The following is a 12,040-nucleotide window of genomic DNA, read 5'->3' on the forward strand; positions in this document are numbered from 1 at the left end:
GACCTTATGCGTTTACCAACCTGCTTTAGCCTTTATCTACTATGGCAACCTACAGTGCCACGATGGCTGACCAAAATGAGGAAGCGCGGCTGGACGCGCTATACAAGCTCAACCTGCTCGATACCGCGCCGAGCGAGAGCTTCGACCGCATTACGCGGATGGCGAGCCAAATCTTCGGCCTCCCTATATCGGCTGTTTCACTTACCGATCGCGACAGGCAGTGGTTCAAATCCCGTGTTGGCGTGGCGCACATGTCGATACCGCGGGAAAAAGCTCCCTGCGCGCGGGTCGCCGAAAGTGCCGAAACCGTTCTCATCCCCGATCTGCTCGCCGACGATTGCTATCGGACCAGCATCCTCGCCGCACAGGGCGTGCGATTCTATGCCGGAGCACCGCTAACTACGCGGGACGGCTTCGGCCTGGGGGCCTTGTGCGTGCTCGGCACGGAACCGAGAACCGCTACGACCGCCGAGATGGCGGCGCTGGACGATCTGGCGAAGATGGTCATGTCGCAGATCGAGCTTCAGCACGCCTTTGGTCGGATCGATCCGTTAAGCGGATTGCCAAATCGCACCCAGTTCGTCGACGACCTTGACGACCTGGGTCACGACAACTCCGGTCACCCGCGGTTAGCTGTTCTGGTCGATCTAGCCCGTTCCGAGCAGCTTAATACCGGCGTTCGCGTCATGGGCTCGGGCTATATCGATGACATGGTACAGGAAGCCACCCGTACACTTCGGGCCATTCTCGGCCCCGACCGAACGATCTACCATATCGCCGCCACTCAGTTCGCCTTCGTCGCCGCGCCGGATATCGACGAGGAAGCTTGCGTGGCGGAGCTCGGAACCCTGCTTGAGCAGCTTCGCACAGCATCGAATGCGCGCTTCGTAATGTCGGCCACGATCGGCTTGGCGCCCTTCGTCACGGGACAGACGCCGTCGCGGGATGTGCTGAGGACAGCTCAGAACGCAGCCATGGACGCCCGTGCTTCCGAAACAGGGGTAAGCGTATACTCATTGTCGAAGGATGGCGCACACCGCCGGCGCTTCGATTTGCTCAACGATTTTGGTGCCGCGCTTGATCAGTCAGGTCAGTTGCGGCTCGTCTTTCAGCCGCGGGTCGATCTGGCCACAGGCGCCTGCGTCGGCGCCGAGGGCCTGCTTCGCTGGTCGCATCCAACGCTCGGGAATGTGCCGCCTGGTGAGTTTATCCCGATCGTCGAACAGACCTCCCTGGCACGCGCTACTACGGCGTGGGTGCTCGACGCGGGACTGAAGCAGCTCGGCATTTGGTGTGCGGCGGGAAGACGCATCCGCCTCTCGCTCAACGTTTCAGCTGCCAACCTCGACGAAGCCGACTTTGCCCAGAAGGTTCAACTCTATCTCCTCAAGCACCGTGTTCGGGCCGCGATGCTGGAGCTGGAAGTTACCGAAAGTGCCGTCATGGAGAACTCCGGTCGGGCCGCTGGCCAGCTCGCCGCCCTCGACGATGCTGGAATCCAGCTCGCTATTGACGACTTTGGCACTGGCTACAGCAGCCTCTCCTACCTTCAGAGACTGCCGGCGAAGGTCGTGAAGATCGATCAATCCTTCGTTCGCGATCTGGCAAATGACGAGCGCGAGCAGGCACTGGTACGTTCGATGATCTCGCTCTCGCACGATCTGGATTATCGCGTTGTTGCCGAAGGCGTTGAGACGGTGGAGGCAGCGGAGCTTCTGAAGCAAATGGGTTGCGACGAGGGCCAGGGATACTTCTTTGCCCGGCCTATGGAGCTCGCCAGTTTCGAGCAATGGCTTGATCGCCAGGAGGATGCACGAGCAGCTGCTTAAAAGAGCAAGGCCGACACCGCTTATCCGCTACCAACGGCTGGCCTGTCGCAAAGGCAGGGACATACGTGACGTCCGAAACTCAGCACATTCGCGACATGTCGTGCGTACAGCCATACGGTTTGGAATGTTGCCAACTAGGAAGGGCGGCAGCGTCAGAATTCATACGACTGGATCACGTGAGGTGGAGCACGGCAAGCAGACCTAGGCTGATCGCTACTAGGCCGAGTAGCGACAGGACCACCGCAGCCGTTACACGCCCACCGGTTTTGTCTGACCTGCTACGCGTCAGGACAGTCACCGCTTCAATGCCATTGTCACATTATTACGGCAATGTTGATTAAGGTGAATCGTTCGGCTTGTTGTGGATCTATACTTCAGGAGCTAGCAGATGCTCCCTCCAGAATGCTGCTAGCGTCCAGCTCTCGGGTTGGAGCCCAAACGACGCGGTCAGCCTGTCTGTTTTATCAGCATTTTTCAGACGAGCTGGCCGCTGCCGGGTAGGCTTGCAAGACTGGCACCGATTGGGAACATCACGCTGGCCCCGAGGACCCACTATCTCGCATTTCTTTCAAATAAGCTTTAAATAGCTAACGGGTGATAAGGCTGGCCGCGTATCGCGCCGGCGGACACGCTTCGCTCGGGACACGCGTTTCGTGTCACACGGACTGAGAGAAGCGTCTTATACGTTACTGTCAATGGAACGAACCCGACCATTGTGTTTGATTGGCGCTGCGAGTTTCCACCATACTCAAGCGGCGCCCTCGTTACTCTACAACTCGCGTATCGTCATAATGTGCGTGATTAAAATTCTGCCAAGACCGTCCTTCGAAGTTTGCCGGCCCGGCCCGTTGCAGGACGGGCGGGTCGTTACGTCTGTGCTGATCAACTGTGGGACCATATTGCGGACGACCCCAGACTGGATACCTTCTTCGGCCACCAGCGCACCGCGTTGCTAAACTCCTGAATTTGCCTCGTTATTTCAAATACTACAGGATAAATCAGTCCGAACTTGTGCTACGCTATCGTTGTGTCTCTAACCAATGCTGACAGTTGTTGAAAATATTGCTAGACGTTTCCCATGCGTATCGAAATTATCCCAGTAGGCGTGGCCCCGCCTGACGATCTCAACGTCATCATTGAGGTGCCGACCGGCGGCGAACCTATAAAATATGAATTTGATAAGGCGTCCGGCGCGTTGTTCGTAGACCGCATTCTCCACACGCCGATGCGTTATCCAGCGAACTACGGCTTCGTGCCGCATACGCTGTCGCCAGACGGTGATCCGCTAGACGCGCTCGTCATCGCCCGCACGCCGTTCATCCCCGGCTGCGTTGTTCGCGCTCGGCCGATTGCGGTGCTGAACTTGGAAGACGAAGCGGGAGGCGACGAGAAGCTCGTGTGCGTACCAGTGAATTCAGTATTCCCGTATTATTCCAAGGTTGTCAGCCGCGCAGACATGCCGGAAATCGTGTTTGAACAGATCGAGCACTTCTTCACCCACTATAAAGACCTGGAAAAAAAGAAGTGGGTTCGCGTCGGCATCTGGGGCGATGCAGACGAAGCACGTCGCATCACGCTGGAAGCGATCGAGCGCTATGATGCCGCGAAGTCCGCTGGCCTCGAGTCAATGAATGCCGATGAAGCCGATGGCCGCAAATAAGTAAGTCAGACAAAAAAAGCATAGCCGGATTGTACTACTATTCAGTGATGTCGCAAAAGCAGCGACATGTGAGACGTTCGAAAGTTAGAATATTTGCGACATCAGTCTGATTGTGCCTGCTTTGCCTCGCCCAGGGCAGAAACATCACCTTTCTGACCTTCAATGGCGTTGACCACACGGGATCAGCGCGCGGATGCTGCTAATACCACCGCGGCGCGGGATCGCCTGTTTCGACTAAGGTGATCTTCCCGGGAAGAACTCTACTGTAGCGACGCGTAGACTGTAGCGCCGATCGCCAGTGCGAGGCCGATCCAGCCCGCCCAGGTGCCCGCGTCAAAGAATGCGTTGAGCATCATCGCATCGCGCAGCATCCAATGCCTGACCAAGCAAAGCCGAGACGAGCGTATCATTCAGCTTGTCGGCAAGGGCAAGCGCCTGCATGATTGCAGCGCAAAGCTTCTCTTCCGCCTCTGAATGTGATGTCGATGGCATATCCGTCCCCGGCGCTCTAGGTCAGTCGAGCTGACTGTGGACTACGATACTGAAGACTATGCGGGCTCTTCAACAAACAATTCCTCGCAACCCGCTTGCCGACGATGGTAATCGAGAGGATCTCCTGTCGGGGACAGCGACAGCCTAAGCCGCATTATCATGCTGCTTTGCAAACCGTATCAATGGCAGAGCGAATCTGATCGATGCGGGTTTCCGAGCTCCACTCGGTTATGCCGTCTTCCAGCGCACGCGCGGCATCGCCGAGCGTCGCTTCGCCGAACATGGCAGCCGTACCGGCAAGTTTGTGTAGCATGCCAGCTACGTGATCCAGCTCCACGTCAGAGAACTGTCCACATTTTACCATATCGGCGAGCGTTTGCAGCGCTTCGCCTTTGCGAACTTCGTAAAGTGCTCGCACCCTGGCACTCGGCTGCACGGTTCTAGGCGACGTAATTGGAGCAGCCACGGAAGCGCGCCTCATCCATTGGCTCAACATGCCGTCCAGGCCAGCAAGAGTAACCGGCTTTGCCAGATGCGCCTGCATGCCTGCAGTCAAACAGGCCGATACGTCATCGGCGTAAGCGTTGGCGGTCAGCGCGATAATTGGAAGCTCGTCTGCGCTTATACCTTCGCCGCGTAGACGGCGCGTAGCTTCGGGGCCATCCATAACGGGCATCTGAATGTCCATTAACACCAGAGCATAGGGCTGACCCTCGGCACGCGCCGTCTTCACCATAGCAATTGCCTTGGCTCCATCGGCGGCGATACTGGGCTCGTAGCCAAGCTGCCGCAGCATGGCGGTAATCAGCAGTTGGTTCACGTCATGGTCTTCGGCCACCAGGATGCGAGGGGGTGACCCGGCCATGTCGGGACAAAGGGGGGTGACGGTTGTGATGGCTTCCGTCGCTCGTATGGGAATGCGGGCCTCATCCTCGTCACAAGGGACCAGCGGCAGTGAAAGCACGAAGCGCGATCCCTGACGGTCCGCGTCGTCCAGCACCAAGCGGCCGCCCATCAGTTCGGCGAGCCGGGCGCTGATCGGCAGGCCCAAGCCAGTCCCTCCGAAGCGCCCCGCAGTTGTCGCGTCCGCCTGCACGAACGTCTCAAAGATCGCCGCTCGCCGCTCGGGTGCGACGCCGATGCCAGTATCCTCCACTTCGATCAGCAGCTCCGCGCCACCAGCGCTTTCACCACTGATTGGGCGGACGCGCAGCGTGATCCCGCCGTGTAAAGTGAACTTTGTGGCTGTGGATAAGCATCGAAGCGGGACCCCGCCAAAATCCAGGTAAATATCCGTTAAATCTAGTAAAACTGAGATTAGAGGGGTCCCGATCAGCGCCGATCGGGAGCCCATAGAAAATCAGATTCATTAGCGATTTCAGATTGTTGCGCTGAGAAGGAATGGGGTGCCCGTTTCGACGCTTGTCCACAGTCCTAACCGAGCCACAAGGCCACTCAGATGCATTTGTGTTCTCTTTTTTAGTGTTATGAACCTGTACTCCCATCTGCAACGCTCGGCCTAGGAGATTTGAGAAGATTGCCGGGTATCATTGCGCGAAAGCCTCTGCCGGTGCGTAGCGGAACCCTGGCCACGCTGCCGGATGGCTCGTTCCTTGGGCATTGCCGTAGCAGATGAAGCCCAACGCCGTGTCGCGGCGTCAGCGATGGGCGATGCCGCTATCGCGACTTCTGATAAAGCTTGTTTGCGATTTCGAACATCTCCTCCGGAGCATAGTCTGGCGTAAATGCGCAAGGAACACCGGCCAGTTGAGCGATCTTACCACCATCGGGGATGCCATCGACCACCTCGAGAGCGCCCGGCGGATCGCCAGGTAGCGCCACTTCGTCGTTGCTCCAGATACCGGCGATCTCCTTATAATCGTCGGGGCTCCAGGTGTAGAGGCGGCGGTGCGAACCTTCGTCGAGATATTTCTGGCATTCGGGAATCTTCGACAGATCGATGTTGGGGGTCGGCAGCATCTTCTTGATGTCGACGCCGGTGATCTTCTCCAGCGCCAGTGCATACGCATGTGCGTGGACCGAGCCGCGCACAAGCAGATAGCCGCATACTTCGCGACCCGTCGGATCCGATACGGTCTCATACACGCGCAGTTTATGCAGGCGAGCACCGCACTCCAGGTGGAAGTTGTGGAGCAGGTCGGTCACGACGTTTCCGGTCGTGGTTATGAAGTCCATGTTCCAGGACTGCCCGTTCGAATCGGCAGGCATTACGCCGCCACCGTTTGAGAGGAAGCTGGCAACGTCGCGTATTTCAGCCATGCTCTCGAACGGAGTCATTGAAATATCCCCTCCGTCACCGGTATCATCGCCGTCCGGACCATTGTTCAGCATATTAACGCCTGCCGAGACCAGCTCGACATGGCCCAATTCTTCGGCAGTAATCGACGCGACGAGGCTGTAGAACGGACGTAGCTTTGATTTCGATTTGAAATTGAAGCTTTGGAACATGTAGTTTCCCAGCGTAGACATCTCGCCGTACTTGCCGCCGAGGAGCTCGCGCAGAGCTGCGCCAGCGTTTGGATCTTGTGCCTTTGGCTGGGGCAGGTCGGCCTGCAGCTTATCGACGCGCATGAACATGCTGATTCTCCCAAAAGGAACACCATCAACGGCTCACCTTTCACATCGGATACAGACCTATATCATGTACGTGAAATAATTAGCGTTGCCGTTTTCGAAGTAGGGATTGCCGTATCGGACAGAGAACGACTGACAGCGCAACGGTTATCCCGCTGATTCTTGCTCAATGTCAGATACTGAAACGCAAATCGGTACATTATAAACAGCAATTCAAAAATTACATTACCTGGTCCAATGAGGTCAGTGATCGATTCGGTACTGATTTTGACAACGGTGCGTTGATCGATTGCAAGGAGACGATCGTGGACATGGCAAGCAAATCCGATGGTGATACCCACGGTGATAAATCTGAGAATGACGTTGCAGCTATCCCTGCCGACGACACCCATAAAACCTAAAAAGTTACCAAACTCGGACGGAAGAATTTTGAACCGGACGAAGGCAGTGACTGAACCTTGGAGACGTATTATGATTACCAGCGACAAGCAGAAGTCGGACGACGGCAGCGCGACAGACGACGGTGCCAAGAAAACCGGTACCGGAACGGGTGGCGAGGATGATAGCAGCACGGAGATCGAGGGCGACGATAGTCATCTGCATGACGATCAGAAATCGCGGCGCTTGGGCTCGTCATAATAGTAGCGGCGAGTGGCATCTGATGGCCCGGTAGTTATAGATTCTTCGCCTTGAGGAAGCGACATTCTCATGGGGCCCGCCGTCTTTAGCGAACCCATAACCGGGCGTTTAGCTTAAGCGAGCAATCTCGCTAGAAATGTCAAGACGACGGCTGGCGTTAGCCCTTGCTTACCAGCCAAAACTACGGAAAGTAGCACTCTCTTCTGATGCTTTTTACTTATTGTTCAAGCTGTGGCTTATCTTTTATTAGGCATCTATACGGCAGGGTACGCCGTCATGTTGTTTAGTGCGACTTGGTTCTATTGCTACGAAACGCACCCGCTATGCTCAACTGAGTGGATGCCATGCACTATAATTACAGCGATCTGCCTGGCTTGCGTCTTTTGTCTCGTATGCGCACTTCGCTGGGCCCTGCGGTATTCCCGAAGACAGTCAGCTCAGTGCCACGACGGCGAGGCGTAATCCAAAGCCGGTCGGCTACAGAGGCTGTGGGACATTTGAAAGCGGACGTTGGTTCAGGACGCACTCGCGTCACGTCAAGGCGTATGGGCCTCGCGCTAGCACGACTACCACTGCCCGCAATCACCGCCCCAAAGCGGCCGTATCGCTCACCGCCAGTTTTGCCAAAATACGGACGGCCTGCATTCACCATACGCCTAGATCCGCAGACATCGTAGCTGGGGTAGATCGAGGGCTGTGAATAGGAAATGCAGATAAGGCGGCAATTTAACCTACCGCCTCATTCACTTTTCTAACGATGGTACCGATTTTGCCGGTCCTAGCTTTTTCCTCACGTCCGGAGGGGTTGGATCGACCTTCTGCTCTTTCGTACCACCGTAATTCTCATTGCCGCTGGTACTGCCTGCACGCTTGCTCCTGCCGGGAAAGTCGGCTTCGGCGGTGCCCGCATCCGCTTGATGATCGTCTGCCATACACCTAAACCTTCGATCTGGATCATGACGGGTTTCGTCTGACAGCTACACAACGCAAGCGTGATCGGGTTGGGGGCATCTCATCTTTTGATGGCAGGGAATGTAGCAATGCCATCCGCCCCGAAGAGCCCCGCCGCAAAATGGAGGATTGCGGTGGCAGCGCAGCTGGAAAGAATCAGCATCTCAACAAGACGATGATACTTGAAATCACGAAGTTGTGACGCAATCTGTGTGTGCCATCTTACTTTTCGACTGCCCTATCGGCGTCCCTTACCGCCTTCTCATCGTTCCGTTTCGCTGCTGCCGCGGTTGACCGTTCAGACTGATCACCCATCACGTTCCAACGTTCGGCCGCATGCAGAGCTCTGGCGCGCACGTTCGGTAGGTTCGTTTTTGCTGCCTCTTCACGCTGCTCGTGCGCTCGCTGTCGGTACAGGTCTGATCGCTCGGCTGTCGCCGTTGACCAACCGCGACATGGTGGTGCTTGAGGTCCGCAATCCCAAGCATCCTGAGAGTGGGACATTCACGTTTTCGTTTTCACGATCCCCAACATCGCCGGCTGGGCTGATGGTGGAAGGTTGGACCGTTTTAGATACACAGGGCAATCGCACGACAGTCCACCTAACGGGCCAACGTCTAAACGGTGTGGTGAGCGATAAGGCGTTCACTTGGAATGATCCGCGTCCAAAAAGCCGCTGACACGACGTTCTCGAAAAGGAAGGGCCAGTGGGATAGCGGGCGTCATTCAATCGGCCTCGCCCTCATCTACGGCGCGTTTCTCGAAATCTGTTCCCGAAATCATTTTCCCGAAATGGTCTCGCGGAGATGGAGTTTCGGGAATGCCAAGGTGGCTGCGATAGGTTCGTCGGGGCACCCACGCTCGGCAGCCCCCCTCCCCCGCTCCGCTACAGATTGAGACATTGATCGATTTCGAGCCGGTGTTTTTTAGGTATACCTCTCGCGGACTGGCATGGCTCCGTTACGGCTTCTGATTGAGGTCGACGGAATGGCCGGTACGTTCTCGCAAGGCATAGCTTATCGAAATGTTAAAGGCGTCTCGAATGTCGTTATCGGCACGCATGTTTAGAAAAGTCACTGGCAAGGCTTACTGTGGCCGTGCGGTGGAGCTACCGGTGAAACGAACCAACAATTTGTCTGCCAAAAAGCATGGGCCGTGTTGCAAGCTTCGACACAAGGCGGCTAATTATTGCCGTCGCAGTACTAATGCAACAGTGTAAATCGAGAGGAATGACGTGTGGATTGAAGCAGTTGCAATCCGGCCAACTCAACTGAAACGGTTGTGCTGTCGAGCTTGGCATTTAACAAATAAGTCGGCCACAGAGGGAATTATGGTTGAAAAGCAGGCGAGCGAACCGTTGGACGCTTTAGAGAACAAGATTGTCGACGCTAACGCGGTTAGCATAGATACGGCGACGACCGGTAGTTCGAAGTATATATTCAGCTTTGAAGGCAGGGAATATGAGTCCAAGACTGTTGAATGTTAATCACTTGACGAGGCTCGAAATGAGGCAGTGCGGTACCTTGGGACATATCTGTCCCGGCACCCAGGCTTTGCTAGCGAAGGGCATTGGCGTGTTAACGTCGAGAACGATAGGCACCAGCATCTTCTTCACGTCATCGTTGCTACCGTAACCTCACGATTTGTGAAAGACTCAGACGCAATGAAAACAAACGGAACACCGGACACTAATTTCTGACAACTGCGTGATTCAAAAACGCCGGACCATTACCCGCCCGGCGTTTAAGAGTTCAAACAACTGAATCACCGTGCCCGTAGCACAGCCAGTAGTCGCGCCGGTCATTGCCCCCCCCAGCGGCTCCAGCTATTGTGCCGCCAGTGGTTCCGTCCATGGTTCCGGTTCCCGTGGTTCCACCGATAAGTACCGTTGGTAGAGTCGGACATCGTATCACCGGTCACACCCGTGGTACCGCCCATAGTGCCCGATGCCGTTCCGGTCGTCCTGCGCGTACGGCTGTGTGCCTTTGCACCACGCCGCGTGCGTGTCGTCGTAGTTGCGCTTGTCGACGGATTCGTTTGATCCATCGTGCCGGTCGCCGCTCCGCTGCCCATCGTGCCACCAGTGGAGCCACTCATCGAGCCGCTGGTGTCAGTGGTCGTCTGCGCCATAGCCGTGCCGGGATAATCAGAGCTACCGCCGCGATTGAAGTCAGAATATGCATTTCTCTTTCCTAAGTTATTGAAGAGCAGCGCTTCAGTACGGCATAGGGTCCTGTATCGGCTGCACTGCCGCCGTCGGAGAAAAGGTAGGTCGGCCACCACTTGGCACATGCCTTCGTGACCTCTACGCCGGGGATAGCCCAATCATCGCTCCGAAATAGAAAGTTAGGTTAGCATGCTGGTTTCCGTCCGCGACAACAATGTCGACCAGGCACTTCGCGTTCTGAAAAAGAAGCTTCAACGCGAGGGTGTCTACCGCGAGATGAAGCTTCGCCGCCATTTCGAAAAACCGTCCGAAAAACGGGCACGCGAACACGCCGCAGCCGTGAGCCGGGCGCGCAAGGCCGATCGCAAGCGGGCGGAGAAGGATCAGTAAGTGCCCCGTTTGGCCCCTGTGCTATCGTTAATAGTGCTCCGAACCTGATCCGGGTTATTGCTTGGAATCCGCTTCGAAAGTTATGGACCCCGCATGGCCAAACCTTATCGCTCCCGTATTGATTCCCGTAACCATCTGCGTGAGGTGAACGCGCAGCGCAATCAGCCTGAGCGCAGCGGCGTTGCAAAAGCCCTGGCCACCGCAAAGGATACAACAAAGGCAATGCTGGGCTTCTAGCCTTTCCATACGGCCGCTACGCTCGCGTCCGGCCTAGTTAGCATGTTCATTCTAACGGTCCCGCAAGCTCGTTGCCGACGTGATCGGTAACGGGTTGCGTACACTGCAACCTGTCATGATCTGCTCACTGTTCCAGGAGAAGTGCCCATGATCGACGAAACCCTCAATCCCGGTGACGTTGCCCCGGAGGGGACTCCTGGGACCGGAGAGAATGTCTGCCCTGAATGTAACGGTACTGGCGACATCGATGGCGCCGTATGTCCTACTTGCGACGGCCGCGGAACCGTAATTGAAGGGATTGGGGGCGGTTGAGCCCGGGGTACCCGCAGTTCGTTCTCCTACCGGATTGCCTGTAATGGTGTTAAAATAAGTTTTGTAGTGCGGCAGTCGTGCAAAAACCAAATTGCCGCTATGCTAAGGCAAGAGACTGATGCTTTTGGGCTTGTCGTGTTTGCGATAACCCTCAGTGACTGTATATTCGTCGACAAGGGTAAGCTAGCTTATGTGGCTGGACCTGACGACCGTCGCTGGTAAGCGTACTTCACCCGCCCCTCTGCGTTCGCTTGCGCCAAGTGCTCGGTCCATTCCCCCTGATTGGCCATAGCCTCAAATGCTTCTGCCGATCGCAGATGGCGCGCTCGAACAAGAGGTAGCAGTGATCGCTCCGCTTCCGATCGTTCGCGGGCAGCAGCGTTGCGGAAAGACTCGGTTTGGGAGACGTTCATACGGCTATCTCTTTACCAAACGTCCGAGAGTCTGACACCCCTTATCGGGGTGGACCTATCTAGCGCTAGACGTCACGGCAATAACGTTGCGAAATTCACCTGCTCGATAGTAGGATCACGGATCTCATGGCGCTGGCTGTCCGTTGTTTGGCTTGGAGGTGGCAAATGATGGATGACCCAAAGCCTGAGGACCAGGACGCTACCGAGCAAGCTAGAGAAATGGAAGAGGTCCAGGAGGATGCTGCCAAAGAGCGCGATGAAAATGGCGGATACCAGTAACGAGGCCAAACTCCGCCGAGGCGTCAGATCTTCCGTCCTCACGCACTAGATGATGGCAAACCGCCGGCGCAACGCA

Annotated in this window: 9 protein-coding genes and 1 pseudogene; 6 read left to right on the top strand and 4 right to left on the bottom strand. The window is 56.2% G+C overall.

The features are described from left to right. The first annotated feature begins 62 nt into the window (after positions 1-62). Both AC1MH0_RS20780 and ppa read left to right on the top strand, forming a co-directional pair. Entirely contained in the window at positions 63-1,829 is a 1,767-nt protein-coding gene (locus AC1MH0_RS20780) for a sensor domain-containing phosphodiesterase (RefSeq protein WP_480966066.1), read from the top strand. A gap of 1,078 nt (positions 1,830-2,907) precedes the next feature. Further along, positions 2,908-3,489, top strand: coding sequence for an inorganic diphosphatase (gene ppa, locus AC1MH0_RS20785; RefSeq protein WP_480966067.1), 582 nt, complete (start codon positions 2,908-2,910; stop codon positions 3,487-3,489). A 333-nt stretch (positions 3,490-3,822) separates the two neighbouring features. Here the strand turns inward: ppa and AC1MH0_RS20790 are convergent, their stop codons facing one another. The 3 genes from AC1MH0_RS20790 to AC1MH0_RS20800 form a co-directional block, all read right to left on the bottom strand. Next, the gene (locus AC1MH0_RS20790; RefSeq protein WP_480966068.1) at positions 3,823-3,981 is read right to left on the bottom strand and encodes a hypothetical protein; all 159 of its coding nucleotides are present in this window, start codon (positions 3,979-3,981) and stop codon (positions 3,823-3,825) included. Positions 3,982-4,138: 157 nt separating this feature from the next. Beyond that, complete coding sequence (locus AC1MH0_RS20795; RefSeq protein ID WP_480966069.1) at positions 4,139-5,335, bottom strand: response regulator; 1,197 nt, start codon at positions 5,333-5,335, stop codon at positions 4,139-4,141. A 323-nt stretch (positions 5,336-5,658) separates the two neighbouring features. Next, on the bottom strand, positions 5,659-6,579 hold the full coding sequence (locus tag AC1MH0_RS20800) for a manganese catalase family protein (RefSeq protein WP_480966070.1): 921 nt from the start codon (positions 6,577-6,579) through the stop codon (positions 5,659-5,661). A 468-nt stretch (positions 6,580-7,047) separates the two neighbouring features. On the opposite strand from AC1MH0_RS20800, the gene AC1MH0_RS20805 reads away from it, so the two are divergent. Further along, the gene (locus tag AC1MH0_RS20805) at positions 7,048-7,215 is read left to right on the top strand and encodes a hypothetical protein (protein ID WP_480966071.1); all 168 of its coding nucleotides are present in this window, start codon (positions 7,048-7,050) and stop codon (positions 7,213-7,215) included. A 743-nt stretch (positions 7,216-7,958) separates the two neighbouring features. On the opposite strand, the gene AC1MH0_RS20810 is transcribed toward AC1MH0_RS20805, so the two are convergent. Then, on the bottom strand, positions 7,959-8,147 hold the full coding sequence (locus AC1MH0_RS20810; RefSeq protein WP_480966072.1) for a hypothetical protein: 189 nt from the start codon (positions 8,145-8,147) through the stop codon (positions 7,959-7,961). Between the two features lie 1,517 nt (positions 8,148-9,664). Between AC1MH0_RS20810 and AC1MH0_RS20815 the strand changes: the two are divergent. The 3 genes and pseudogenes from AC1MH0_RS20815 to AC1MH0_RS20825 form a co-directional block, all read left to right on the top strand. After that, positions 9,665-9,865, top strand: a pseudogene (locus tag AC1MH0_RS20815) (DUF6894 family protein); the annotation flags it as partial. 657 nt (positions 9,866-10,522) lie between these two features. Continuing rightward, positions 10,523-10,723: a 30S ribosomal protein S21 gene (gene rpsU, locus AC1MH0_RS20820; RefSeq protein ID WP_480966073.1), complete on the top strand. Its 201-nt coding sequence runs from the start codon at positions 10,523-10,525 to the stop codon at positions 10,721-10,723. Positions 10,724-10,816: 93 nt separating this feature from the next. After that, complete coding sequence (locus tag AC1MH0_RS20825; RefSeq protein WP_480966074.1) at positions 10,817-10,960, top strand: hypothetical protein; 144 nt, start codon at positions 10,817-10,819, stop codon at positions 10,958-10,960. Positions 10,961-12,040: the final 1,080 nt, after the last annotated feature.

The sequence above is a fragment of the Sphingomonas sp. AP28 genome (assembly GCF_056680455.1).

Coding starts and splice junctions, on each gene's coding strand:
- AC1MH0_RS20780 (WP_480966066.1), top strand. CDS start 63: ATGGCTGACCAAAATGAGGAAGCGCGGCTGGACGCGCTATACAAGCTC.
- ppa (WP_480966067.1), top strand. CDS start 2,908: ATGCGTATCGAAATTATCCCAGTAGGCGTGGCCCCGCCTGACGATCTC.
- AC1MH0_RS20790 (WP_480966068.1), bottom strand. CDS start 3,981: ATGCCATCGACATCACATTCAGAGGCGGAAGAGAAGCTTTGCGCTGCA.
- AC1MH0_RS20795 (WP_480966069.1), bottom strand. CDS start 5,335: ATGGGCTCCCGATCGGCGCTGATCGGGACCCCTCTAATCTCAGTTTTA.
- AC1MH0_RS20800 (WP_480966070.1), bottom strand. CDS start 6,579: ATGTTCATGCGCGTCGATAAGCTGCAGGCCGACCTGCCCCAGCCAAAG.
- AC1MH0_RS20805 (WP_480966071.1), top strand. CDS start 7,048: ATGATTACCAGCGACAAGCAGAAGTCGGACGACGGCAGCGCGACAGAC.
- AC1MH0_RS20810 (WP_480966072.1), bottom strand. CDS start 8,147: ATGGCAGACGATCATCAAGCGGATGCGGGCACCGCCGAAGCCGACTTT.
- rpsU (WP_480966073.1), top strand. CDS start 10,523: ATGCTGGTTTCCGTCCGCGACAACAATGTCGACCAGGCACTTCGCGTT.
- AC1MH0_RS20825 (WP_480966074.1), top strand. CDS start 10,817: ATGGCCAAACCTTATCGCTCCCGTATTGATTCCCGTAACCATCTGCGT.